This is a genomic window from Paraburkholderia sp. JHI869 (genome assembly GCF_038900775.1).
Taxonomy (GTDB): Bacteria; Pseudomonadota; Gammaproteobacteria; order Burkholderiales; family Burkholderiaceae; genus Paraburkholderia.
The window spans coordinates 85,652-110,125 of sequence record NZ_JAYMSC010000025.1 but is presented as its reverse complement, the minus strand read 5'-3'; the positions used below and the strand labels follow the sequence as shown (position 1 = coordinate 110,125).

The 24,474-nt window shown below is 63.0% G+C and carries 20 protein-coding genes; 17 read left to right on the top strand and 3 right to left on the bottom strand.

Features of this window, described 5'->3' with window-relative positions; translation table 11 throughout:
• The first annotated feature begins 18 nt into the window (after positions 1-18).
• From VSR72_RS32265 to VSR72_RS32215, 11 genes are all read left to right on the top strand, one after another.
• Entirely contained in the window at positions 19-1,353 is a 1,335-nt protein-coding gene (locus VSR72_RS32265) for an MFS transporter (protein ID WP_342956316.1), read from the top strand.
• Positions 1,328-2,119, top strand: coding sequence for a 4-hydroxy-2-oxoheptanedioate aldolase (gene hpaI, locus VSR72_RS32260; protein ID WP_342956315.1), 792 nt, complete (start codon positions 1,328-1,330; stop codon positions 2,117-2,119). Before VSR72_RS32265 ends, hpaI begins: the two co-directional genes overlap by 26 nt.
• A gap of 159 nt (positions 2,120-2,278) precedes the next feature.
• Positions 2,279-3,751 carry an NAD-dependent succinate-semialdehyde dehydrogenase gene (locus VSR72_RS32255; RefSeq protein WP_342956314.1) on the top strand — a complete coding sequence of 491 codons (1,473 nt, stop codon included), beginning with the start codon at positions 2,279-2,281 and terminating at the stop codon, positions 3,749-3,751.
• A 172-nt stretch (positions 3,752-3,923) separates the two neighbouring features.
• A complete protein-coding gene (locus tag VSR72_RS32250) occupies positions 3,924-5,477 on the top strand; it encodes a methyl-accepting chemotaxis protein (protein ID WP_342956313.1) in 1,554 nt (517 codons plus the stop codon).
• Between the two features lie 91 nt (positions 5,478-5,568).
• On the top strand, positions 5,569-6,291 hold the full coding sequence (locus VSR72_RS32245; RefSeq protein ID WP_342956312.1) for a gluconate 2-dehydrogenase subunit 3 family protein: 723 nt from the start codon (positions 5,569-5,571) through the stop codon (positions 6,289-6,291).
• A gap of 3 nt (positions 6,292-6,294) precedes the next feature.
• Positions 6,295-8,070, top strand: coding sequence for a GMC family oxidoreductase (locus VSR72_RS32240; RefSeq protein WP_342956311.1), 1,776 nt, complete (start codon positions 6,295-6,297; stop codon positions 8,068-8,070).
• A gap of 16 nt (positions 8,071-8,086) precedes the next feature.
• Positions 8,087-9,415, top strand: a complete 1,329-nt coding sequence (locus VSR72_RS32235) for a cytochrome c (protein ID WP_342956310.1) — start codon at positions 8,087-8,089, stop codon at positions 9,413-9,415.
• A 147-nt stretch (positions 9,416-9,562) separates the two neighbouring features.
• Positions 9,563-10,528 carry a LysR family transcriptional regulator gene (locus VSR72_RS32230; protein ID WP_342956309.1) on the top strand — a complete coding sequence of 322 codons (966 nt, stop codon included), beginning with the start codon at positions 9,563-9,565 and terminating at the stop codon, positions 10,526-10,528.
• A gap of 52 nt (positions 10,529-10,580) precedes the next feature.
• The gene (gene tcuA, locus VSR72_RS32225; protein ID WP_342956308.1) at positions 10,581-11,990 is read left to right on the top strand and encodes an FAD-dependent tricarballylate dehydrogenase TcuA; all 1,410 of its coding nucleotides are present in this window, start codon (positions 10,581-10,583) and stop codon (positions 11,988-11,990) included.
• Positions 11,977-13,194, top strand: coding sequence for a tricarballylate utilization 4Fe-4S protein TcuB (gene tcuB, locus VSR72_RS32220; RefSeq protein WP_342956307.1), 1,218 nt, complete (start codon positions 11,977-11,979; stop codon positions 13,192-13,194). The genes tcuA and tcuB overlap by 14 nt, the downstream gene beginning before the upstream one ends.
• Positions 13,195-13,258: 64 nt before the next feature.
• Positions 13,259-14,584, top strand: a complete 1,326-nt coding sequence (locus tag VSR72_RS32215) for an MFS transporter (RefSeq protein WP_342956306.1) — start codon at positions 13,259-13,261, stop codon at positions 14,582-14,584.
• A 6-nt stretch (positions 14,585-14,590) separates the two neighbouring features.
• Here VSR72_RS32215 and catA read toward each other — a convergent pair whose 3' ends face one another.
• Positions 14,591-15,526 carry a catechol 1,2-dioxygenase gene (catA, locus tag VSR72_RS32210; protein WP_342956305.1) on the bottom strand — a complete coding sequence of 312 codons (936 nt, stop codon included), beginning with the start codon at positions 15,524-15,526 and terminating at the stop codon, positions 14,591-14,593.
• Positions 15,527-15,818: 292 nt separating this feature from the next.
• Between catA and antA the strand changes: the two genes are divergently transcribed.
• From antA to VSR72_RS32190, 4 genes are all read left to right on the top strand, one after another.
• Positions 15,819-17,207: an anthranilate 1,2-dioxygenase large subunit gene (gene antA, locus VSR72_RS32205; protein WP_342956304.1), complete on the top strand. Its 1,389-nt coding sequence runs from the start codon at positions 15,819-15,821 to the stop codon at positions 17,205-17,207.
• Between the two features lie 3 nt (positions 17,208-17,210).
• Positions 17,211-17,708, top strand: coding sequence for an anthranilate 1,2-dioxygenase small subunit (antB, locus tag VSR72_RS32200; RefSeq protein WP_342956303.1), 498 nt, complete (start codon positions 17,211-17,213; stop codon positions 17,706-17,708).
• A 16-nt stretch (positions 17,709-17,724) separates the two neighbouring features.
• A complete protein-coding gene (gene antC / locus VSR72_RS32195; RefSeq protein ID WP_342956302.1) occupies positions 17,725-18,765 on the top strand; it encodes an anthranilate 1,2-dioxygenase electron transfer component AntC in 1,041 nt (346 codons plus the stop codon).
• Positions 18,766-18,863: 98 nt separating this feature from the next.
• On the top strand, positions 18,864-19,862 hold the full coding sequence (locus VSR72_RS32190; protein ID WP_342956301.1) for a helix-turn-helix domain-containing protein: 999 nt from the start codon (positions 18,864-18,866) through the stop codon (positions 19,860-19,862).
• Positions 19,863-19,880: 18 nt separating this feature from the next.
• Here VSR72_RS32190 and VSR72_RS32185 read toward each other — a convergent pair whose 3' ends face one another.
• On the bottom strand, positions 19,881-20,813 hold the full coding sequence (locus VSR72_RS32185) for a LysR substrate-binding domain-containing protein (protein WP_342956300.1): 933 nt from the start codon (positions 20,811-20,813) through the stop codon (positions 19,881-19,883).
• Between the two features lie 136 nt (positions 20,814-20,949).
• Here VSR72_RS32185 and VSR72_RS32180 point away from each other — a divergent pair, with 136 nt between their 5' ends.
• Both VSR72_RS32180 and VSR72_RS32175 read left to right on the top strand, forming a co-directional pair.
• Positions 20,950-22,365: a carboxylesterase family protein gene (locus tag VSR72_RS32180; protein WP_342956299.1), complete on the top strand. Its 1,416-nt coding sequence runs from the start codon at positions 20,950-20,952 to the stop codon at positions 22,363-22,365.
• A gap of 116 nt (positions 22,366-22,481) precedes the next feature.
• Complete coding sequence (locus tag VSR72_RS32175; protein WP_342956298.1) at positions 22,482-23,573, top strand: porin; 1,092 nt, start codon at positions 22,482-22,484, stop codon at positions 23,571-23,573.
• A 9-nt stretch (positions 23,574-23,582) separates the two neighbouring features.
• Here VSR72_RS32175 and VSR72_RS32170 read toward each other — a convergent pair whose 3' ends face one another.
• Positions 23,583-24,461 (bottom strand): LysR substrate-binding domain-containing protein, encoded by an 879-nt coding sequence (locus VSR72_RS32170; protein ID WP_342956297.1) that lies wholly within the window; start codon positions 24,459-24,461, stop codon positions 23,583-23,585.
• Positions 24,462-24,474: the final 13 nt, after the last annotated feature.

Sequence of the window (24,474 nt, the reverse complement as noted above, 5' to 3'; positions counted from 1 at the left end):
ATACAAAGGAGACAGCAGATGCTGGAGTCTGCGCAGCGGCCAGGCCGCTCGAAATTCCGCTGGTGGGTGGCGGGCCTGATGTGGGCGGCGATCGCGATCAACTATATCGATCGCACGGTGCTTTCGGCGGCGGCGCCGCGCATTCAAGCCGGGTTTCATCTCGACGCGATGCAGATGGGGATCGTGATGTCGGCGTTCTTCTGGTCGTATGCGCTGCTGCAGTTGCCGGCCGGCTTGCTGGCCGACCGCCTGGGCCAGAAGAAAGTGCTCGGATTCGCGGTGCTGTGGTGGTCGATCGCGACCGCGATGACGGGCGTCGCAAGCGGCTTCAAGTCGCTCGTCGGTTTGCGTGTCGCGCTGGGCGTGGGCGAGGCCGGCGCGTATCCGAGCAACGCGGGCATCGCGACGCGCTGGTTTCCGCGCAAGGAACGCGCGACGGTCGCGGGCATTTTCGATAGCGGCTCGAAGCTTGGCGGCGCGATTGCGATGCCGTTGATCGCCTGGATGCTGGCCGCGTTCGACTGGAAGATGACCTTCGCGCTCACGGGGCTGCTTGGCGTCGTGTGGTTCGTCGTGTGGCAATTGACCTTCAAGGATTCACCGGCCGATCATCCGCGCGTGAGTGCGGCCGAACTCGCGCATATCGAAAGCGATCAAGCCGCGCAACAAGCGCAGCGGCCCGCGCGTCCGCAATGGCGCAAGCTCTTTGCCCATCGCAACGTCTGGGCGATGTGCATCGGCTTCTTCATGATCAACTACAACTCGTACTTCTTCATCACGTGGCTGCCCACGTATCTGATGAAGGAGCGCGGCATGAGCGTGCTGCAGATGGGCTGGATGGCGTCGCTGCCGCTGCTCGTTTCCATCGTCGTCGAAATTTTCGCGGGCTGGGCATCGGACCGCGTCTTCGCGAGCGGCAAGCTCTCGCTCACGGCCACGCGCAAGCTGTTTCTCGTGATCGGTCTCGTGATGGCGTCGAGCATCGGCTTCGCGGCGTTCGCGCATTCGGCTCTCGTGGCCGTGCTTCTGCTGTGCATCGCCAAGTCGGGCACCACGGTCGCGGCTTCGCAGGTGTGGGCGCTGCCCGGCGACGTGGCGCCGCCCAATGCGGTTTCGATGATCGCAGGCCTGCAGAACTCCATTTCGAACTTAGGCGGCGTGGTCGGCCCGATCGTCACGGGCGCCATCGTGGGCGCGACCGGTTCGTTCGTGCCCGCGCTGCTGTTCTCGTCGGCGCTGATCGGCGTCGCGATCGTCAACTATCTGTTCCTCCTCGGGAAGGTGGAACCCATTCAATTCGGCGACCCTTCGCAGGAGGCACGCATTCATGAACACGCAGATCTCGGCGCTTAATCCTTTCAAGGCGGCACTCGCCGCGCGCAACAAGCAGGTTGGCTTCTGGCTTTCGATGGCCGACCCGTACCTCGCGGAAGTGAGCGCAACGGCCGGCTTCGACTGGCTGCTCATCGACAGCGAACACGCGCCCAACGACCTGCGCAGCATCCTCGCGCAACTGCAGGCCGTGGCTCCCTACCAGGGCGAGCCGGTGGTGCGGCCGGTGAACGGCGACCCGGCGCTGCTCAAGCGCCTGCTCGATATCGGCGCGCGCAACCTGCTCGTGCCGATGGTGGATACCGCCGACGAAGCCCGCGCGCTGGTGGCGGCGGTGCGCTATCCCCCGCACGGCATTCGCGGCGTGGGCAGCGCAGTGGGCCGCGCGTCGCGCTGGAGCTTGCGCACCGATTATCTCGATGTTTCGGATGACGAAGTGTGTTTGCTCGTGCAAGCCGAAACGACGACTGCATTGAGCAACCTTGAGGCAATCTGCGCAGTGGACGGTGTGGACGGCGTGTTCATCGGGCCGGCCGATCTTGCCGCATCGATGGGTTATCGCGGCAAGGCCACGCATCCCGTAGTGCAACAGGCAATCGACGCTGCGATCCGCAAGATCGTGGCGTCCGGCAAGGCGGCCGGCACGCTGACGTCCGATCCGGCGTTGGCGCGCCATTACCTCGAAATGGGCTGCACGTTCGTCGCAACGGGCGTCGACATCCTCATGTTCGCGAATGCGGCGCGCAAGCTTTCACGCGATTTCGCGGACGTGCGCGCCGCCCAATGAAATAAGGCACGCATTCACGGGCGGTTCGTATCGCAGCGGCCAAACGACAAAGGCTCGCCGGTGAAGCCGGTTGCGGCCGTCTGGGAAAGTTGACGACGAAGTTGCGTCGGGCATCTGAATGCTTCGACGATCGATATCCATGGCTGCAAGGAGAGCGCAGTGAGTTTGAAGTTGACGCGAGGCGAACTGCTTCGCCGCGAGAATTTCATCGCAGGGAAGTGGGTGAGCGGTGTCGAGCAGAAGCGCTATGCCGTCTCCAATCCGGCAACGGGCGAAACGCTCGCGCAGGTAGCCAACAGCACGCAGGCCGATGCCCGCGCGGCGACCGACGCGGCAGCCCGTGCGCTGCCGGCGTGGCGCGACAAGCTGCCCCGCGAGCGCGCGGAGCTGCTGCACCGGTGGCACGCGCTCATTCTTGCGAATACGGAAGATCTCGCGCGCCTGATGTCCATGGAGCAGGGCAAGCCGCTCGCGGAGGCGCGCGGCGAAGTTGCCTATGGGGCGTCGTATGTGGCGTGGTTCGCCGAAGAGGCGACGAAGATCTACGGTGACATCATTCCGCAGACACAGCGCGGCAAGCGCATGAGCGCGATCAAGGAGCCGATCGGCGTCGTCGCCGCGATCACGCCGTGGAACTTCCCGCTCGCGATGATCGCGCGCAAGATCGCTCCCGCGCTGGCTGCTGGCTGCACGGTCGTCGCAAAGCCGGCCGAGGATACGCCGCTCACGGCGCTTGCGCTCGCCGCGCTCGCCCAGGAGGCCGGTATCCCGGACGGCGTGCTTAACATGATTGCGGCTGCACGCGACGAGGGTATTGCTGCCGTCGCGGACTGGCTCGCCGACGATCGCGTGCGCAAGATCACATTTACCGGCTCGACCGCCGTGGGCAAGCATCTTGCGCGGGAATCGGCGGGCACGCTGAAGAAACTGTCACTCGAACTGGGCGGCAATGCGCCGTTCATCGTGTTCGACGACGCAGACCTCGACCTGGCGGTCGACGGTTTGATGGCGGCCAAGTTCCGCAACGGCGGTCAGACCTGCGTGTGCCCGAATCGCATCTACGTTCACGATGCGGTGTTCGAGCGCTTCGCCGCGCGCCTGGCCGAGCGCGTCGGCGCGCTCCATGTCGGACCCGCCACGGACCCGAAGGCGCAGATCGGACCGATGATCAACGAGCGCGCAATCGAGAAGATCGCGAAGCATGTGGAAGACGCGGTCGCGCATGGCGCGCGGGTACTCGCTGGCGGAAGGCGTCTCGCCGAGCTGGGACCGAACTACTACGCGCCCACGGTGCTGGCCGATGCGAACGAGCAGATGGTGCTGTGCTGCGAGGAAACGTTCGGTCCAGTGGCGCCGTTGTTCCGCTTCGATGACGAAGATGAAGTCATTCGGATTGCTAACGACACACCGTTCGGTCTTGCCGCCTATTTCTTTACGAACGACTTACGCCGGATCGATCGCGTCGCGCGCAAGCTGGAAGTGGGCATCGTCGGCATCAACGAGGGCGCGGTGGCAAGCGAGGCGGCGCCGTTTGGGGGCGTCAAGGAATCGGGCTACGGCAGGGAAGGGTCGAAGTACGGCCTCGAAGATTACTTGAGTATCAAGTACTTGTGCCAGGGCGGACTTGCCTGAACGGTCGTGCGGATTTTCGCCGGGCGCGATGGCGGCGGCAGCGTCGCCGCCGGCGATACCGGAATCAATCAGGGTCAACACTAAAGTTACCGGTTACATTGCCGATAATCCTCGTGAAGGTTCTGAGTTGGCCACGCCTGATTGATAGACAAACGACAGTCCTCTTACGACGATGCTACGCACTCATCTCTCCATCAACGGCCGCATCGTCGCGGCCATGTCCTTTCTTGGCATCCTGCTGATAGTCATCGGCGCATTCGGGCTAACCGGCATGGTCGCCAGCAACAACGCGAACCGGCACACGTATTCCGAACAGTTGCCGAAGTCGATCGCCGTTGGCGAGATGACGATCATGGTCGGCCGCCAGCGCACGTCGCTCGATCGCGCCGCGATCAATCCCGGCTCGCAGGACGCGCAGAACATGTACGGCAAGGAGAAGGAAGTCCGGGACGCCGCGGACGCGGCCTGGCAGAAATATCTTTCCCTGCCGCGCGATGCGCAAGAGGATCAACTGGCGGCTGGTGTCACTCAGCAGTACCAGGCAACCGAAGCCGAACTCGCACGCTTTCGCGACGCCACACAGCGCGGCGACCGCGACGAGATCCTCAAGCTGATGTTCAGCGTGGGAAAGATCTACACGACCATGCAGGAAGCGGCGAACTCGCTCAAGACTTACCAGTTCAAGCAGTCGAAGGAAGAGTACGAAACAACGGAGCGCCACTACCAGCTATTCGTCGCGGCCAGCATTGCGGCGATCATTGCGGGTTTGTGCGCGGCGGCCGGCAGCTGGTATTTCCTGCGCAAGGCCATCCTCGTACCGGTGAACGATGCCGTCGCGCATTTCGGCCAGATCGCGCAAGGTAATCTCGGTCGCAGGATCGAGGTCCGCACCCACGACGAAATGGGGCGCATGCTGGGCGGCCTGGCTCAAATGCAGACGAACCTTCGCAAGACGGTGCGCACGCTGAGTGAAGGCAGCAATGCGATCGCGACTGCGACGCGCCAGATCGCGGCCGGCAATGCCGATCTTTCGGCGCGCACCGAATCGCAGGCGGCATCGCTCCAGGAAACGGCGACGAGTGCCGAACAACTGTCGAGCACCGTTCGTCAAAACGCCGACAACGTGCAGCGTGCTACCGAACTGTCGTCGTCGGCATCGGATATCGCGCGGCGCGGCCATGAAGTCGTTTCGCGCGTCGTGAAGACGATGGGCGACATCAGCCAGAGCTCCACGTCGGTGGCCGAAATCACCTCGATCATCGAAGGCATCGCTTTCCAGACCAATATTCTCGCGCTCAACGCCGCAGTCGAAGCCGCGCGCGCGGGTGATCAGGGGCGCGGCTTCGCGGTCGTCGCGGGCGAAGTCCGCACGCTTGCCCAACGCTCTTCCGCCGCGGCGAAGGAGATTCGCGAACTGATTGCGAAGTCGACGACGCGTATCGACGACGGTGCGAAGCAGGTCCACGAGGCCGGCGACACCATGAGCGAACTGATCGACGCCGTCGCGCGAACGAACGCCATCATGTCGGAAATCGCGGCTGCCACGCAGGAGCAGAGCCACGGTCTGAGCCAGGTCAGCATCGCCGTGAACAACATGGACAACGCCACCCAGCAGAATGCGGCCCTGGTCGAGGAAGCCGCGGCGGCCGCCAGTTCGCTCGAGGACCAGGCGCGCATGCTCGCGGCAGCAGCGGCGCAATTCTCTCTGGGAGACGAAGCCGTCTGACATGAAGCCCGGCTGAGCCGGGCAGGGCGCATTGCAAAAGAACGCCCGAAAAATAAAGTAAATACATAACTAGAGCAGAGAAAAAAACCCCATGTCCAACCAAAAGGAACCGCGCCGCCGCTTCCTGCGGCAGGTGCTGGCCATCGTGCCCGCCGCGACAGTCGCGTCCGGTGCAACGCTCACGCAAAGCGCATGTAGTAGCAACGCTGCTCCCACGGCGGTGGCGAGCGCGGACTATCAACCCACGTATTTCACGGCTGCGGAATGGAAGTTTCTGCACGCCGCGGTGGACCGGCTGATTCCCGCTGACGAACACGGCCCCGGCGCCGTAAAGGCCGGTGTGCCCGAATACATCGATCGCCAGATGGAAATGCCGTATGGCCACGGCAAGCTCTGGTACATGCAGGGGCCGTTCCATCCCGACGTGGTGCCGGAAATGGGCTACCAGATCAACCTCGCGCCGCGAGACGTTTACCGTCACGGCATCGCTGCGTGCGACGCGTACTGTGCGAAGCAGTATGGCGGCAAGACGTTCGCGGATCTCGACGTGGCGACGCAGGAAGCAGTGCTTCACGAGATGGAGCACGGCAAGCTCGCTTTCGAAATCGTCCCTTCGCGCACGTTCTTTTCGTTCCTGCTCGGCAACACCAAGGAAGGCTTCCTCGCCGATCCGATCTACGGCGGCAACAAGGATATGGCCGGCTGGAAGATGGTCGGCTTTCCGGGCGCACGCGCGGATTTCATGGACTGGATCGATCAGCCGGGTGCGAAGTATCCGTACGGTCCGGTGTCGATCAACGGCAGGCGGGGGTAAGCAGTGGCGCTCAAGAAGAACAAGGTCGATTGCGTAATCGTAGGTTTTGGCTGGACCGGCGCCATTCTCGCGCAGGAACTCACCGACGCGGGTCTCAATGTCGTCGCACTCGAGCGCGGCGCGATGCGCGACACGCCGACCGATGCGAACTATCCGAAGGTCATCGACGAACTCAAGTACGCGGTGCGCGGCGCGCTTTTCCAGGATCTCTCGACGGAGACGGTGACCATTCGGCACGGTGTGGATGATCTCGCGGTGCCGTACCGTCAACACGCGTCGTTTCTGCTCGGCAATGGCGTGGGCGGCGCGGGCTTTCACTGGAACGGCATGCACTACCGCATGCTGCCCGAAGAACTGGAACTGCGCACGCGTTATGAAGAGCGCTACGGCAAGAAGTTCATTCCTGAAGGCATGCAGGTGCAGGACTTCGGCGTCACCTATGACGAGATGGAGCCGTTCTTCGATTTCGCGGAGAAGGTGTTCGGCACTTCCGGCAAGGCGGGTAATCTGAATGGCCAGATCCAGCCCGGCGGGAATGCGCTGGAAGGCCGTCGCAGCAGCGAATTTCCCACGCCCGCGCTGAAGAACGGCCTCGGTGCGTCGCTGTTCGAAAAGGCCGCGCGCGAAGTGGGCTTCAATCCCTACCCGGCGCCCGCGGCGAATGCATCGGCGCCTTACACGAATCCGTATGGCGTGCGTCTAGGCCCGTGCAACTTTTGCGGCTTCTGCGAAGACTTCGGCTGCTACATGTACTCGAAGGCGTCGCCGCAGACCACCATTCTGCCGGTGCTGCTCAAGAAGCCTAATTTCGAACTCCGAACGAAATCGTACGTCACCAGGGTGATGCTCTCGGCGGACAAAACGCGTGCGACCGGCGTGACCTACATCGACGCTCAGGGCCGCGAAGTCGAGCAGCCCGCGGACATGGTCATCGTCGCCGCATTCCAGATGCACAACGTGCGCCTCTTGCTGCTCTCAGGCATCGGCAAGCCCTACGATCCGAAGACAGGCGAGGGCGTGGTCGGACGCAACTACGCGTATCAGATGAACGGCGGCATCAACGTGTTGCTGCCCAAGGGTACGCAACTCAATCCGTTCGTCGGCAGTGGCGCGGGCGGCGTGGGCATGGACGATCTCAACGGGGATCAGTTCGACCACGGTCCGCTCGGCTTTGTCGGTGGCGCGAGCGTACGTCATATCCGCACGGGCGGCCGTCCGATCAAGCAGGCGGCGACCGTGCCCGGCACGCCGACCTGGGGCAGCGGCTGGAAAGCCGGCATTTCCGATGCCTACCAGCGCTACATGACCATCGGCATTTCGGGCTCGGTGATGCCGTATCGCGACGCCTACCTCGATCTCGATCCGACCTATCGCGACGCGTATGGTCTGCCGCTCTTGCGCATGACGTTCGATTGGCACGACAACGAGTACGCGATGCTCGACTACGTCGGCACGCGCATGGAAGACGTTGCGAAGGCAATGAATCCGGAGAAGTATTTCCGCGCGATTCGCAAGAAGGGGCAGCACTACGACACGCGCGTGTACCAGTCCACGCACACCACGGGCGGCGCGGTGATGGGCGCGTCGCCCGCGACGAGCGTCGTCAACAAGTATCTGCAAAGCTGGGACGTGCCCAACGTGTTCGTGATGGGCGCCTCGGCGTTCCCGCAGAACATGGGCTACAACCCGACGGGTATCGTCGCTGCGCTCGCGTTTCACTCGGCCAAGGCGATCCGCGAGCAATACCTGAAGAACCCGGCTGCGCTGGTGCAGGCATAAGGAGAGGGCAAACATCATGAAAAAGATTACGTTTGCCATCGCCTGTACGGTCGCCTTTGTGACGACCGCAGCGAGTGCCAGTGTATTTGCACAGACCGTGGCCGCAGCCGCGCCAACCTCTGCCGACGCGCAGCTGATCCAGAAGGGCCGCTACCTCGCAGCCGCGGGCGACTGTATTGCCTGCCACACGGCGAAGGGCGGCAAGCCATTCGCGGGCGGTCTTGGCATCGCATCGCCGATCGGCACGATCTACTCGACTAACATCACGCCGGATAAGGCAACGGGTATCGGCAATTACACGCTCGGCGATTTCGATCGCGCCGTGCGCCACGGTATCGCCAAGGATGGTTCGACGCTGTACCCAGCCATGCCGTACGTCTCGTATGCGAAGGTCAAACCAGCCGACGTGAAGGCGCTGTACGCGTATTTCATGCATGGTGTCGAGCCGGTCTCGCAGGGCAACCGCGCGTCGGACATTCCGTGGCCGCTCTCGATGCGCTGGCCGCTGCGCTTCTGGCGCGGGGCATTTGCACCGGAAGTCGTTAGCGACGACAGCCCGCTGCCGAACGACCCTGTTGCCCGTGGCCGCTATCTCGTGGAAGGCCTCGCGCACTGCAGCGCCTGCCATACGCCCCGCGGGTACGGTCTGGAGGAAAAGTCGCTGACCGACGATGGCAATCAGTTCCTCTCGGGCGGCGTGGTCGACGGCTATCTCGCGAAGAACCTGCGAGGCGACCGCAAGGATGGCCTTGGAAACTGGAGCGAAGCTGACATCGTCGCGTTCCTGAAGAGCGGACGCACGGCGCACTCGGCTGCCTTCGGCGGGATGGCGGATGTCGTGCAGAACAGCACGCAGCATATGAGCGATCAGGACCTCGGTGCGATCGCCGCGTACCTCAAAACGCTCGCGCCGGCCAACACATCGGTCGGGACACTCGCGGCCGATCCCGCCTCGGCCAACGCGTTGCGCGCAGGCACCGACCGCAGCAACGGGGCGCTCACGTTCGTCGACAACTGCGCGGCCTGCCACCGCACGAGCGGCAGCGGCTATGAGAGCACTTTCCCGACGCTGGCGCTGTCGACGGTCGTGAACACGGACGATCCGACTTCGCTGATCCGCATCGTCCTTCACGGGGGGGAAATGCCTTGGACCAAGGCGGCCCCGACGCACTACGCGATGCCGGGTTTCGCCACGCGTTTGACGGACCGCGATGTAGCCGACGTGCTCACTTTCGTGCGTTCCAGCTGGGGCAATCATGCGCCTTCCGTGAGACAAGAGCAGGTCGCAAAGGTCCGCAAGTCGATGGAGTCCGGTTCCTCACCCGATCGGCCGGAGAATCAATAAAAGAGTCGGCCGTCGCAGTGCACCTCGTGCTGCGCGTAACCAGAAACAGACGACCCGCGTGATAAGCGGGTCGTCTGTGCCTCGCCAGATGCACGCGATTCCATTCTGCGACAATAGTCGCCATTTCCCGCTCCTCGCGATCATGAAATGGAACTCAGACAACTGCGCTATTTTCTCAGCGTCGTCGAACATGGAAGCATGGGCAAAGCTGCGCTGGAACTCGGCGTCGTTACGTCCGCACTGAGTCAGCAGATCAGCCGCCTGGAAGGCGAGCTTTCCACACGTCTGTTACAGCGCACGTCCAGTGGCGTCGTTCCGACCGACGCCGGCCTCGCATTCTGGCGTCAGGCGCAACTCGCGCTGCGCCATATCGACGATGCCGCGCTCGCCGCACGCGAGGCCCGGCTTTCCGGGCACGTGAGCGTCGGCATGGCGCCGAGCACGGCGAGCGTGCTCGGCGTGGCCTTCATGCAGGCCATGCGCGAGCGCTATCCCGATGTGCGTCTGCGCGTGGTCGAAAGCCTGTCCGGTTATCTCGCCGGCATGCTAAGCGCGCGTCAAATCGACCTTGCCGTGCTGTTTCGCGAGGTGCCCGCGCAGCGCTGGAGTGTCGCGTCGCTGCTCGAGGAGCGGCTCTTCGTCATCGGCGCGAGCGAATTCGGCGGGATGCCCACCGGCGCGTCGGTGCGCCTCGGGCAACTCGGCAAACTGCCGCTGATTCTTCCCAGCGGCACGCACGGGCTGCGCTCGCTGCTGAGCGCCGCATTCAAGCGCGCCAGATACGAACCCAATATCGTCGCCGAAGTGGACGGCCTGGCGCTGCTGATGGATTACGTACGCGCTGGCTTTGGCGCGACCATTCAGCCGGGAGCCGCGCTCGCGCGCCCCGAGAACGCCACATTGGCAAGCGTGCGCCTCGCCGAAAGCTACGCGACGCGCCCCAACATGATTGCAAGCGTCTCCGACGACGAGTTGTCGCCCGCGGGGCTGGCGGCGCGCGTCGTGCTCGCCGACGTGGCCCGCCAACTCGTGCGCGAAGGCCGTTGGCCCGGCGCGCGTTTGCGCCCCGAGGCGGTCTTCACAAAAACTGAAGACCCATTAACGGGCCGCTGATGGCGGCGTGAGCGCGCGGCCATTAGAGTGTGCCCAAAAGGAGGCACACAGGATGGTCGATGTACTTGTGATCGGAGGAGGCAACGCCGCGCTGTGTGCGGCGTTGATGGCGCGCGAAGCCGGCGCGTCGGTCCTGCTGCTCGAATCGGCGCCGCGCGAGTGGCGCGGCGGCAATTCACAGCACACGCGCAACTTGCGCTGCATGCACGACGCGCCTCAGGACGTGCTCGTCGAAGCCTATCCCGAAGAGGAGTTCTGGCAAGACCTGCTGAAGGTTACGGGCGGGATCACCAACGAGCATCTCGCGCGTCTGACGATCCGCGCCTCATCTTCGTGCCGGCCGTGGATGCAAAAACACGGCGTGCGCTTCCAGCCGCCGCTCTCCGGCGCGCTGCACGTGGCGCGCACCAACGCGTTCTTCATGGGTGGCGGCAAGGCGCTCGTCAACGCGTACTACCGCAGCGCAGAAGCGCTCGGCGTGGAGATCCGTTACGACACGCCGGTGGACTCGCTCGAACTGGAAGGCGGCCGCTTTGTCGCCGCGCAGAGCGGCAATCTGCGCTTCGAGGCGCGCGCCTGCGTGCTGGCGGCGGGCGGCTTCGAATCGAACCGCGAATGGCTGCGCGAAGCGTGGGGGCAGAACGAGCGCGGCGAGTGGCCTGCCGACAACTTCCGGATTCGCGGCACGCGCTTCAACATGGGCGTACTCATCCGGCACATGATGGACGCGGGCGCGGACATGATCGGCGACCCGTCGCAGTCGCATTGCGTGGCCATCGACGCGCGTGCGCCGCTCTATGACGGCGGCATTTGCACGCGTATCGATTGCGTGTCGCTCGGCGTGGTCGTGAATCGCGACGCCGAGCGCTTCTACGACGAAGGCGAGGACTTCTGGCCCAAGCGCTATGCGATCTGGGGACGGCTGGTCGCGCAGCAGCCCGGTCAGATCGGCTATTCGATCATCGATTCGAAAGCCATTGGCCGCTTCATGCCGCCTGTGTTTCCTGGCGAAAGGGCGGATACGCTGCCGGAACTCGCACGCAAGCTGAACCTGCCCGAAGCGCGCTTCATGGAAACCCTCACGCGCTACAACGAGGCATGCCGTGTCGGCACCTTCGACCACACCGCGCTCGACGACTGCCACACGGAAGGCACTACGCCGCCCAAGACGCACTGGGCGCGCCCGATCGACACGCCGCCTTACTACGGCTACGCGCTGCGGCCGGGCATCACGTTCACGTATCTCGGCCTGAAAACCAACGACCGCGCGCAGGTTCATTTCGGCGGCGCGGCGAGTGAGAACCTGTTCGTCGCGGGCGAGATGATGGCGGGCAACGTGCTCGGCAAGGGTTATACGGCGGGTGTCGGCATGTCGATCGGCACCGCATTCGGGCGCATTGCGGGCACGCAGGCTGCGCGCGCCGCACTTCAAACGACGGAGACTCATCATGCAGCGCACTGACGCCCTCGCGGCCGAACGCACGCGCACCGCGCCAGCCGATGCAAAGACAATGGTCCGCGGGCCGCAAGGCGGGGCGCGCGTGATCCCCATCGTGCCGATGAGCGACAGCGAAAGCGAAGTGGCGCGGCAGATGCAGATCTGCAACGCCTGCCGCTATTGCGAAGGCTTCTGCGCCGTGTTCCCGGCCATGACGCGCCGCCTCGAATTCGGCAAGGCGGACGTGAACTACCTCGCGAACCTCTGTCACAACTGCGGTGCGTGCTATCACGCCTGCCAATACGCGCCGCCGCACGAATTCGCCGTGAACGTGCCGAAGGCGATGGCGAAGGTGCGCCTTGAAACCTACACCGAATACGCGTTTCCGGCTGCGCTTGGCACGCTGTACAAGCGCAACGGCCTCACGCTTTCGGTCGCGCTCGCAGCGGGGCTTGCGCTCTTTCTGCTGCTAGGCACGGCGATGCACGGCGGGCTTTCGGGTGAGGTCGCCGCAGCGAACTTCTATGCGATTTTTCCTCATAACCTGCTCGCGGCGATGTTCGGTGTAGTCTTTCTGTTCGCGGTGCTGGCGCTGGGCGTGGGCGTCACGCGCTTCTGGCGCGACGTGTCGGCGGGAACGGCGAGCGCGAGCGCGCCTGCGGTTGCCGAAGCCGCGAGAAACGCGCTGATGCTCAAGTATCTCGACGGCGGCCACGGCGAAGGCTGCAACGAATCGAACGACGCCTTCACGCTCGCGAGACGGCGCTTCCATCATCTGACGTTTTACGGCTTCATGCTGTGCTTTGCCGCGACGGTGGTCGCGACGGCGTATCACTACGTACTCGGACTGGAAGCGCCGTATCCCTTCTTCAGCGTGCCAGTGCTGCTAGGCACGCTGGGCGGCATCGGGTTGCTCGTTGGGCCGGCCGGGCTGCTGTGGCTGAACCTCAAACGACATCCGCAGCAAGGCGATACGCGCCAGCGCCCGATGGACCGCGGTTTCATCGCGCTCCTGCTGCTGACGAGCGCATCGGGCCTCGCGCTCATGGGCTGGCGGGCGACCTCCGCGATGCCGTCGTTGCTCGCGATTCACCTGGGCATCGTGATGGCGCTCTTCGCGACGTTGCCCTACGGAAAATTTGCGCATGGCATCTTCCGCTCGGCGGCGTTGCTCAAATCGTCGATAGAAAAGCGGCAGCGCAGTACGCTGAGTCTCGGTTCTGACTAGCGGCGGCAAAAGCGGGGGAGCGTCATGCTCCCCCGTGACACCAACAATCACAGGAGACAGTCCCATGAACCCCACAGAGCCGAGCGCCATTTCGGGCGTGCACGGCGCCGCGCGCGCGTCGCGGGCGGCCGCCGTGCTGCGCGTCACGAGCGGCAACTTCCTCGAACAGTTCGACTTCTTTCTGTTCGGCTTCTACGCCACGTCGATCTCGAAGATCTTCTTCCCGTCGTCGAGTGAATATGCCTCGCTGATGCTGACCTTCGCCGTATTCGGCGCAGGCTTCCTCATGCGTCCGCTTGGCGCGATCCTGCTTGGTGCGTATATCGACAAAGTCGGGCGCCGCATGGGTCTGATCGTCACGCTATCCATCATGGCGAGCGGCACCATTCTGATCGCCTGTGTGCCGGGCTACGCGAGCATCGGGCTGCTCGCGCCCGCGCTCGTGCTCCTCGGCCGGCTGTTGCAGGGCTTTTCGGCTGGCGCGGAACTGGGCGGCGTTTCAGTGTATCTCGCCGAGATGGCGACACCCGGCAACAAGGGCTTTTACACGAGCTGGCAATCGGCGAGCCAGCAGGTCGCGATCGTGATGGCCGCCGCGCTCGGCTATGCGCTGAATCAGTGGCTTTCCGCGCAGCAGATCGGTGCGTGGGGCTGGCGCATTCCGTTCTTTATCGGCTGCGCGATCGTGCCGTTTCTATTCATTCTGCGCCGCTCGCTGCAGGAGACCGCCGCGTTCGAAGCGCGACGCCATCATCCGCAGGCAGGCGAAATCTTCGCGATGCTGCTGGCCAACTGGCGCATCGTCATCGCCGGCATGCTGCTCACGGCGATGACGACCACGACGTTCTATCTCATCACCGTCTACACGCCGACCTTCGGCAAAGCCGTACTCAAACTTTCCACCGCCGACACGCTCATCGTGACGCTCTTCGTGGGCATCTCGAACTTCGCGTGGCTTCCCATCGGTGGCGCGCTTTCGGACCGCATTGGCCGCAAGCCGATCCTGCTCGCCATTTCCATGCTGGCGATCCTCACGGCGTATCCGGCGCTTTCATGGCTCGCCGCCGCGCCGAGTTTTGCCCGCATGCTGATCGTGCTGCTGTGGTTCTCGTTTTTCTTCGGCATGTACAACGGCGCGATGGTCGCCGCGCTCACCGAAGTCATGCCGGCGCAAGTGCGCGTTGCAGGCTTCTCGCTGGCGTTCAGTCTCGCGACGGCGCTGTTCGGCGGCTTTACGCCCGCAGTGTCGACGTACCTGATCGAAATCACGCGCGACAAAGCCGCGCCGGGTTACTGGCTCAGCTTTGCCGCGCTGTGCGGGTTCGCGGCGACGCTCTGGCTGTACCGACGACGTGCGGGACGTGTCGAGTCGGCAGCTTCGCCGGTTTGACCTCGGTTATGCCGCGGCGGCAACGCGCAGGCGATTGACGATCTGGTTGTCCTTGCCCTGGACGAAGGGAGTCAGCGTGAGGTTGAACTCGATGTCCTTGTACACGTCGGCCTTCAGGCCCAGTGCGGCGCCGCCGGTCTTTTCCGTCACCGGCGGAATCAACTCCTCACGCGTCGCGTAGGCGAAGTCGTCCCAGATCAGCGGGTCGCCCTCGACGTTGAACTGCGTGGTGAGCTTGCGGTGCTCGTCGCTCGTGACGAAGAAGTGCACGTGCGCCGGACGGTCGCCGTGACGCTCCAACGCGTTCAGCAACTGCTGCGTCGCGCCCTGCGGCGGGCAGCCGTAGCCCACGGGCATGAGCGTGCGGAATTCGTACTTGCCGTCGGCGCCGGTCTTCACCGCGCCGCGCAGGTTGAAATCGCTCTGCGCGCCGGTCGGATCGAAGTGCGAGTAGAAGCCCTTCGAGTTCGCATGCCAGCATTCGACCACGGCGCCTGCCACCGGCTTGCCGTCCGGTCCGGTGACCGTGCCGTGAATGACGAGCGGGCCCGCATCGGCGTCGGCGTCGAGGTCGATGCGCGAAACGCTGTCGCGCAGCGGCGCACCCGCAACGTACAACGGGCCTTCGATCGTGCGCGGCGTGCCGCCGCTGATGCCCGCTTCCTCGTCGGCGGCGTCCATGCGGATGTCCAGATACTTTTCCAGTCCGATGCCTGCCGCGAGCAGCGCCGCCTCGCCGTCCTGGCCGAGCTTGTTCAGATAGTTGATGCCGGTCCAGACCTCGTCGGGTGTGATGTCGAGGTCGTCGATCGCCTTGAACAGGTCGCTCAGCAGACGGTGGGCAATCTGCTTGAAACGCGTGTTGCCGCCGTTGCCGTCCACGTTCGTGGCGGCCTTCAGCAGGTCCTGCACTTCGCCGGTTTCGAATACTTTCACGCTCATGATGACTGTCTCCAACTGGTTTTAGGGGGGCGTTGAGCGCATTAGATATCCGCGCCTGCGCGGGCGCTATCCGTCTACTCGACACTCACTATCCGGTTTTTTTGGCGGGGCGGCGAAACGGCCGGCGCCGGGCGTCGCGCGGGCACGCCCAGCCAGGAGGAAGAAACCGCGGCAAAAAAAGTGGATAGCGAATGGCGACCAGGCGGATAGCGCCGGCGTCGCTGTGGGTATTCAATCCAGCTCATCAAGGACCCGGTCGCGAGACCGCTAAACGGCAGGAGGAGAACCCATCGTGAGCACAGAGAAAATCGCGTCGCAATGGCAGGATTTCATTGGCGGATGCCTCGACTTCCGTCCGGCAGAGGGCGTCTATCGCATTGCGCGGGAGATGTTCACGGAGCCGCAACTGTTCGACCTGGAGATGGAATTCATCTTCGAGAAGAACTGGATCTACGCATGCCACGAGAGCGAGATCCCCAAGCCGCACGACTTCATGACGATGCGCGCAGGACGCCAGCCGATGATCATCTCGCGCGACGGCAACGGTCAGCTCAACGCGATGATCAACGCGTGCCAGCATCGCGGCGCGACCCTCACGCGCATGGGCAAAGGCAATCAGTCGACCTTCACGTGCCCGTTCCATGCGTGGTGCTACAAGAGCGATGGACGCCTCGTCAAGGTCAAGGCGCCCGGCGAGTACTGCGACGACTTCGACAAGTCCACGCGCGGCCTCAAGAAGGCGCGTATCGCGAGTTACAAGGGCTTCGTGTTCATCAGCCTCGACGTCGAGGCGACCGACACCATTGAAGAGTACCTCGGCGACGCGCGCATCTTCCTCGACATGATGGTGGCGCAATCGCCTACGGGCGAACTCGAGGTGCTGCCGGGCAAGTCCGCCTACACCTTCGAAGGCAACTGGAAGCTGCAGAACGAGAATGGCCTCGACGGCTATCACGTGAGCACGGTGCACTACAACTACGTTGCCACGGTGCAGCGCCGTCAAGAAGCGAACGCGCAGAACGGCGGCGCAGCGAACGGCACGCTCGACTACAGCAAGCTCGGTGCGGGCGACGCCGAGACCGACGACGGCTGGTTCGCGTTCAAGAACGGCCATAGCGTCCTCTTCAGCGACATGCCGAACCCCAGCGTGCGGCCCGGCTATGCGAGCGTCATGCCGCGCCTCGTCGAGGCATACGGCCAGGAGAAGGCCGAATGGATGATGCATCGCCTGCGTAACCTGAACGTCTATCCGAGCCTCTTTTTCATGGACCAGATCAGCTCGCAGTTGCGCATCGTGCGCCCGGTCGCCTGGAACAAGACGGAAGTCATCAGCCAGTGCATCGGCGTGAAGGGCGAATCGGATCAGGACCGTGAAAGCCGCATTCGCCAGTTCGAAGACTTTTTCAACGTGTCGGGCATGGGCACGCCCGATGATCTCGTCGAATTCCGCGAGCAGCAGCGCGGCTTCCAGGCGCGTCTCGAGCGCTGGAGCGATATTTCGCGCGGTCATCACAAGTGGGTGGCGGGCGAGACGGCGAGTGCGCGCCTGCTCGGCATCGAGCCCGTGCTGTGCGGCACGGAGCTGACCCACGAGGGGCTTTACGTCAACCAGCATGGCGCGTGGCAGACGTACCTGATGCAGGGCCTCGCAAAGCAATCGAACACCACGAAGGAGGCTTGAGCCATGGCCGTCACGCATACGCAGCAACAATGGGTCGAGCAGTTTCTCTACCGCAAGGCCGAGCTTTGCGACGCGCAGGACTGGGACGAATACCTCGAACTGTTCGACGAAAACAGTGAATTTCACGTGCCCCAATGGGATTCCGAGCACGTGTACACGACGGACCCCAAGCGCGGCATGTCGCTTATCTATTACGCGAACCGCACCGGGCTCGAAGATCGCGTGTTCCGCTTGCGCACGGGCAAGTCGGCGGCTTCGACGCCGCTGCCGCGCACGTCGCACCAGATCACCAATGTGCGCATTGCCGAATGCGAAAACGGCGAGCTGGAAGTCAAGGCCAACTGGGCCACGTTTTACGCACGGCACGGCGTTGCCGAACACTTCTTCGGACGCGTCACCTACCAGCTTCGACCACACGGCGACACCTGGAAGATCGCGCGCAAGCATGTGCTGTTGCTCAACGACACGATCAACGCCGTGCTCGACTTCTACCATCTGTAAGCGGGAGTGCCACGAAATGAGCCACAAGGTCGCCTTTAGTTTTGCCGATGGCAAGACCGTGTTCTTCGATGTCCGCTCGGGAGAACTGCTGCTCGACGCCGCGCTGCGCAATGGCGTAAGCATTCCGCTGGATTGCCGCGAGGGCGTGTGCGGAACCTGCCAGGGGCGCTGCGAATCGGGCAGCTACACGCTGGACTATGTCGACGAGGAAACGCTCTGCGCAGACGATCTCGCCGCGCGCAAGATTCTGTCCTGCCAAACGCGCGTGCAATCCGACGCATCGTTTTACTTCGACTACGATTCGAGCCTGTGCAGCGCGGGTGGCACCACGTTGATCGCGGGGCAGGTCACGGCCGTTAAGCAGGTATCCGAAACAACGGCGATCCTGCATCTGGATGCCAGCGCTCATTCAGCACGGCTCGATTTCCTGCCCGGCCAGTATGCGCGCGTAAAGGTGCCGGGCGCGGACGTGTGGCGTTCCTATTCGTTCGCCAACCGTCCCGATGACAACAACCAGCTGCAGTTCCTGATTCGCCTGCTGCCCGATGGCGCGATGAGCAACTATATGCGCGAACGCTGCGAGCCCGGGCAAACGGTTGAATTCGAGGCGCCGCTCGGCACGTTCTATCTGCGGCAGGTGGAACGGCCGCTCGTGATGGTCGCAGGCGGGACTGGCCTCTCCGCATTTCTCGGCATGCTCGACGATCTTGCGCACAAGGGCGGCTGTGGCCAGAAGGTCCACCTCTACTATGGCGTGACGAACGCGCGCGACCTGTGCGAACTCGATCGCTTGAAGTCCTACGAGGAACGCATTGAGAACTTCACGTGCGATATCGTCGTGATGAATCCGTCTGAAGTATGGCAGGGCAAGACGGGACTCATTCCCGAACATTTTGACCGTGCGATGCTCGAAGCGAGCCCGTTCGACATGTACCTGTGCGGCCCGCCGCCGATGGTCGAGGCGATCAAGACGTGGCTCGCGAGCGCAAGCCTCGACGACCACCGTCTCTACTACGAAAAATTTGGGGACAGCAACAGCACGCAGCCAGCTGTGTGAAGCTGCGGCGCAGCACCCAGTTGGGGTGTTTCGTTATTTTGTCCGGGCGTGGCGTGGTTTACCATTGAGTATTCGTCAATTGCTCACTGATACACGCCATGCCAACCCCCGCCGCCAACGAAAGCCGAGGCCTTGACGCACTGCGTCACGACCTCGAAGGCGCGCGCGACTGGATGGCGTCGATTTGCGGACCGCACGCGTTGGAGGTTCGCAGCCCGAAGGCGCTGCAATTCCATCATTCGGGCACGGTCATGCGCTCCATGGCGAGCACGCTGGGGTACGTCGAGTACGGCACCGACGTCACCGTCTCCGTGCACAATGAAGCGCCGCTCAACTGCTATAGCGTGAGTCTGCCGCTCACCGGGCAGCAGGAACTCGCCGCGCACGGCCGACTGTGGCTGTCGGACCAGGACAGCGGCCTCGTGTTGTCGCCGCATGAAACGCAAGATCTGGCGATCATGGGCAATTGCCGCAAGATCATCGTTTCGATTCCGAGTGCGGCCTTGCGCCAGGTGCTGGAAGGGCTTTTGCAGCGGCCGCTCGAAGCCGCGCTGACGTTCGAGCCACAGATGAATGCCGCCGACGGCGATCAGGCCGCGTGGTGGCGCATGGTCAAGTTCCTGCTGGCCGAGATGGGACACGCCGGCCCGTTGCTCAATCATCAACAGATGGTGGGGGATCTCGAACAGGCGCTGATCAAAGGCCTGTTGCTCTCCCAGCCTCACAACTATTCGGAGGCGCTTGTCGAGGCGATGCGTCCCGCGTGCCCGCACTATTTGTTGCGCGCGAAACAGTTCATTCACGACAACGCCCGCGAAAATATTGCGCTCGAAGACATCGAGCGTGCGGCGGGCGTGTCGCGCTACAAGCTGTTCGAAGGCTTCGGCCAGCACTTCGGGCATGCGCCTATGGCCTATCTGAAGAAGTACAGACTGGAAGCGGTTCGGCGCGAAATACTTTCGGACTGCTCCGAGCGCAATGTGTCGTCCATCGCGATGAATTGGGGCTTTTCGCATCTCGGCCGCTTTTCCAGCGACTACAAGCAACTCTTCGGCGAAACGCCATCGCAGACACTCAAGCGCGCGACGCGACGGTAGTCTGCGGCATATTCAATCTCACTCCTCCATTTGGGCGTGCCCCAACAGTCCCATTAGCTCCTGTAGAAAAGTCGCCGACGCATGCGTGAGTGGTTTGTCACTGCGCGTGATAGCGACCAGCGGACCGATGTGCAGCGGCAATTCGCACTGTACGAGTCGCAAGCGATATTGGGCGCACAGCTCATCGGCGATGCACTCCGACGAGAGAACGAGGGCATCGCTCTGGCTAGCCAGACGAAAAGCCAGCGGTGAAACCTGCGACGACAACACATCCGAAGGCAGCCTCAGCCCCATATCCCGAATCGCGAACTCGAGCTGTTGCCGGATGATATTCGGCTGAGGAGGGAGTATCCACGGATAATCCAGAAGGTCCTGGAGCGCCACTGGCTTCAAAGTCGACGGATGACCTTGCCGCGCAAGAAAAACGGGCATGTCGCGCTTCAACATCTCGAGTTTATAGTGCTCGCCGCCGAATCCACTGGCCATCCGGCCGATGACGATATCGACGAGATCCTGGTCGAGGCACTCCAGCAACATTTCCATCGGACCTTCACGCAGCGCGAGTCGCACACGTGGCGACTTGATCCGAAAGTCGTTCACAGCGTGCGAGAGCGAACCCCACCAGGTGAGCGGCGAAAATATACCTATCGACAGGTTGCCGATATCCCCGTTCAGCAACGCTTCGAGCTCGGCCTCCGCCCGCTGAACGTCGCTGGCGATCAAATGGCCGTGACGCACGAGGGTTTCGCCGTAGACCGTCGGGCGCATGCCGCTTGGTGTGCGCTCGAAAAGCTGCGCACCGACAATCGCCTCGATCTCGGCCAACGCCTTGGAGAGCGCCGACTGACTGACGTTCTGCGCTTCAGCGGCCTTTTGCAGGCTGCCTAGCCGCGCAATGTCCACCACGACGGCGATGTGACGGAGCTTCAGGCGTTGTTGCAGTGAGTTCATGATCCAGGCCGGGTTGAACTTTTGTCATAGGGGGGCGGCGAAGAATTCCATTTTCTTTCCGCTGTCGATCCGTAAGCTCATGGTTGCCGGATGAGATAAACCCATGTGCGCGAGTGCACAAGACAAAGGAGGCTACATGAAGGGCACCGTACTTGCCCAATGCGAGCAGGGCGTACTTGAAGGCGTGACCCACGACGGTGTGCACACGTTCTTCGATATTCCCTACGCGGCGGATTGCGGCCGTTTTCAGCCCGCTGGTGAACCGTCGCGCTGGAACGGTCAGCGAAATTCTACCCGACCCGGGCCCGTCTTTCCTCAATTGCCGAGCCGTCTGGATTTCGTCATGGGGCCGACCGCCCGAGGCATTGAGCAGTCCGAAGATGCTTTCAGGCTGAACGTTTTCACGTCCGATCTCACTGGTAATTTACCGGTTGTGTTCTGGATTCACGGGGGAGGGTTCATGACCGGTGGTGCACTGCCTTGCTATTCGGGCAGCGCAATCGCCGGTCTCGGGCGCGCGGTGGTCGTGACGATGAACTATCGGCTGGGCGTGCTGGGCAACCTCTGTATGGAGGGCGTTTCACCCGGTAATCTCTGTGTTGCGGATCTCGAGCGGGCGCTTCAGTGGGTGAGGAAGAACATCGCGGGCTTCGGCGGCGACCCGGATTCCATCGTCGTAGCGGGCCAGTCGGCGGGAGCCTGGTTCGCCCAGCTTCTCGCCTCGATGCCATCGACCCATCGCATGGTGAAGGCGATTGCCATGCTCAGTTATCCGGGCCTTCAGCCGATGGCCCCGTCGAAAGCTCAGGCAACGGCGGTGCAGTTGTGCGAAACGGCTGGCATAGCATCATCAGGCGAAGCATTGCGCACGCTGCCTGTCGAGCGCATCCTGCAGGCGCAAACCCAACTGACTGGCGCCGTGGCGAAGTTTGCCGAGGTTCCCATCGCATTCATGCCGGTTGCGAGCGGTGACGTACCAGCGAACCCCGGTGCGGCCGCGCAGGACCGTTTCGCAGGCAAACCGGTCTTCATCGGCTGGACGCGCGATGAGTCCGGCAGCTTCTTTGCGAGCAGCCCGGCCCTTCTTGCGGCGACGGCGGAGCAGGCCCTGCAGAAGTTCAAGGACGAATTCGGCGACGATGCGGTAACGCGATACGAGCGCGTGGCCGAAGGACCATTCGAGCGGAAGCCCTATGCCGCGCTGGTCGAGCTGAGTTCGGAAAAGCTGATCGCGGGGCCGACGCGGCGATTCGCGAAGCGTATGGCAGACGCGGGAAGCAGCGTGTTTGCCTATCGGTTCGATCTCCCATCGCCGCAGCCGAATGTGGGCGCTTGCCATTGCCTTGAATTGCCATTCCTCTTTGGCAACTTCGAAAACTGGATCGAATCGCCCATGCTCGAAGGTCTCGACGAACCGCGAAGCCGCGCGTTGTCGGCCAGAATCCAGCGTTACTTTCTGAACTTTGTGGAGTCCGGAAATCCCAATGGCGCGGGCTTGCCTGCATGGAAAGCGTTCAACGGCGATGACAGTGACTTGATGTATTTCGACTAACTCGCGCCGCGATTTACTGAACGAATAACCGTCAAATTAATAAGTAATCCAAATAATAAGGCGAAGAAAGTGGCGATTCACCGCCACGATTCGCCACTCCTGGAGACAAGAACGTCATGAAACTGAAGTGGAGTGCCGTATTGCTGGCCGCGGTGACGGGGCTTGCGCACGGCCAAAGCAGCGTCACGCTGTATGGAATCGTCGATACCGGCTTGTCGTACTACAACCATGCGACCGCTAGCGGCGGGACATCTATCGGTATGGCTTCACTAACCGGGAGATTGCCTTCGCGCTGGGGCCTGAGGGGCACCGAGGACCTCGGTGGCGGATTCAAGACGTTCTTCGTGCTGGAGAATGGCTTTCAGCCCACCAACGGCACGTTGAATTACGGCGGCAGGATCTTCGGCATCCAGTCGAACGTCGGTATCAGCAGCGACTACGGCTCGCTAACGCTCGGCAGGCAGATGGGCATGACGATGTACGCGCTGTTCAACGCGGACGTGATCGGCCCGTCGATTCATTCGCTGAGCGTTTTCGATTCGTATCTGCCGAACGCCCGCAGCGACAACGCCATCGGCTACATGGGCAAATTCCACGGCGTGACGATTGGCGGCACTTATAGCTTTGGCCGAGATGCAGCGGGTCCAGCCGGGCCCGGGGCGACCAACTGTCCTGGCCAGGTTCCCGGCAATAGGCTGGCATGCCGTCAATATACGGCGCTCCTCGCATACGATTCAGCGAGCTTTGGCTTCGCCGCTTCGTACGACGTGCTACGCGGCGGCGCGGGCGCCACGGCGCCGCTGAACAACAGCAGCTACACCGATACACACAACATAGTCGACGGCTACGTGACGTTGGGCTCAGCAAAGATCGGCTTCGGATGGATCAGGAATAACCTCGCGGCCGCCACCCACTTGCAGACGGATATTTTCTTTGCGGGGGCCACATACTATGTCACGCCCGCGTTTTTCTTCGACACACAGGGTGTGCGCTACCTGCAGCGCGGCTCCGAAGGCAAGAAGGACGCTAGCTCGACGCTGCTCATCGGCCGCGCGAATTACCTGTTCTCGAAGCGCACCATGGTTTACACGTCGGTGGGGTACATGTTCAACAGCGCCCAGGCCGCGAACGCGGTCGCGGCCGGCGGCACGGTCGCGACCGGCATGAACCAGCTTGGTGTGATGATCGGGTTGCAGCAGAAGTTCTGACGCGGTGCTTCAGAATCGCGTATTGGCATTGCGCAACGCGGCGCCAAAAATACGAATGGCTTCTTTCAATGACGGATCGCGCACACGCGTATAAACCGCGATTTCGATCGGTGCGAGCGGCGGCAATCCAAAACGGCTTCCGACGTCCACGGCACGCGGCGGGCGTCCTCGCCGGGTGAGCGGCGCGACGGCAAGTCCTGCCATGATGGCCGCGCCGACCGTGCCGATGCCGCCGCCCACGAAAACCTCGGTCCATTGGATGCCGGCTTCGTCCAGCGCTTTGAGCGCGTTGGCACGCACCCCGCAAGGCGCGGATAACGATGCCACGCGCAAGGGCTCGTCCGGGTTGGGCGACCACTGCGGCGCCGCGAACCATCCGCAGTGCTCGACGAAGAGGCGCTCGGCATCGCGTCGTGCGGGGTCGCGCCGCGCGAAGGCCGCGTCGAGTTCGCCGGCGTCGTACGCCTCGAGCATCTCGCTCGAAGCGCCGATGCGCACTTCGACGCGCAATGTCGGGTCGTGGCTCGACACGCGCGCAAGCAAGGGAATCAGTTCTTCCGCAGCGGTGTGATCGATGATGCCAAGGCGCAGGCTGCGCTGCTCGCGAACATCGCTGGCCAATGCGCGGTCATGTGCGCTCAGCAACTCACGCGCCGCCGAGAGAAACGCCACGCCTTCGGGCAGCAGTTGAATGTGCCGGGGCGTGCGTTCCAGCAGGCGCTTGCCAAGTCGTTCCTCGAGCCGTTTGATTTTCAGGCTGATGGCCGACTGCGTGGTGTCCTGGACCTCGGCCGCGCGCGTGAAGCTGCTGAGGTCGGCAACCAGCACGAAGGCCTGCACGGCGTCGAGATCGAGCAGACGGCCGGTGTGTTGATATCCCGAGCTCATGATGAAGGGTTCT

Coding starts and splice junctions, on each gene's coding strand:
- VSR72_RS32265 (WP_342956316.1), top strand. CDS start 19: ATGCTGGAGTCTGCGCAGCGGCCAGGCCGCTCGAAATTCCGCTGGTGG.
- hpaI (WP_342956315.1), top strand. CDS start 1,328: ATGAACACGCAGATCTCGGCGCTTAATCCTTTCAAGGCGGCACTCGCC.
- VSR72_RS32250 (WP_342956313.1), top strand. CDS start 3,924: ATGCTACGCACTCATCTCTCCATCAACGGCCGCATCGTCGCGGCCATG.
- VSR72_RS32245 (WP_342956312.1), top strand. CDS start 5,569: ATGTCCAACCAAAAGGAACCGCGCCGCCGCTTCCTGCGGCAGGTGCTG.
- VSR72_RS32235 (WP_342956310.1), top strand. CDS start 8,087: ATGAAAAAGATTACGTTTGCCATCGCCTGTACGGTCGCCTTTGTGACG.
- VSR72_RS32230 (WP_342956309.1), top strand. CDS start 9,563: ATGGAACTCAGACAACTGCGCTATTTTCTCAGCGTCGTCGAACATGGA.
- tcuA (WP_342956308.1), top strand. CDS start 10,581: ATGGTCGATGTACTTGTGATCGGAGGAGGCAACGCCGCGCTGTGTGCG.
- tcuB (WP_342956307.1), top strand. CDS start 11,977: ATGCAGCGCACTGACGCCCTCGCGGCCGAACGCACGCGCACCGCGCCA.
- VSR72_RS32215 (WP_342956306.1), top strand. CDS start 13,259: ATGAACCCCACAGAGCCGAGCGCCATTTCGGGCGTGCACGGCGCCGCG.
- catA (WP_342956305.1), bottom strand. CDS start 15,526: ATGAGCGTGAAAGTATTCGAAACCGGCGAAGTGCAGGACCTGCTGAAG.
- antB (WP_342956303.1), top strand. CDS start 17,211: ATGGCCGTCACGCATACGCAGCAACAATGGGTCGAGCAGTTTCTCTAC.
- antC (WP_342956302.1), top strand. CDS start 17,725: ATGAGCCACAAGGTCGCCTTTAGTTTTGCCGATGGCAAGACCGTGTTC.
- VSR72_RS32190 (WP_342956301.1), top strand. CDS start 18,864: ATGCCAACCCCCGCCGCCAACGAAAGCCGAGGCCTTGACGCACTGCGT.
- VSR72_RS32185 (WP_342956300.1), bottom strand. CDS start 20,813: ATGAACTCACTGCAACAACGCCTGAAGCTCCGTCACATCGCCGTCGTG.
- VSR72_RS32180 (WP_342956299.1), top strand. CDS start 20,950: ATGAAGGGCACCGTACTTGCCCAATGCGAGCAGGGCGTACTTGAAGGC.
- VSR72_RS32175 (WP_342956298.1), top strand. CDS start 22,482: ATGAAACTGAAGTGGAGTGCCGTATTGCTGGCCGCGGTGACGGGGCTT.
- VSR72_RS32170 (WP_342956297.1), bottom strand. CDS start 24,461: ATGAGCTCGGGATATCAACACACCGGCCGTCTGCTCGATCTCGACGCC.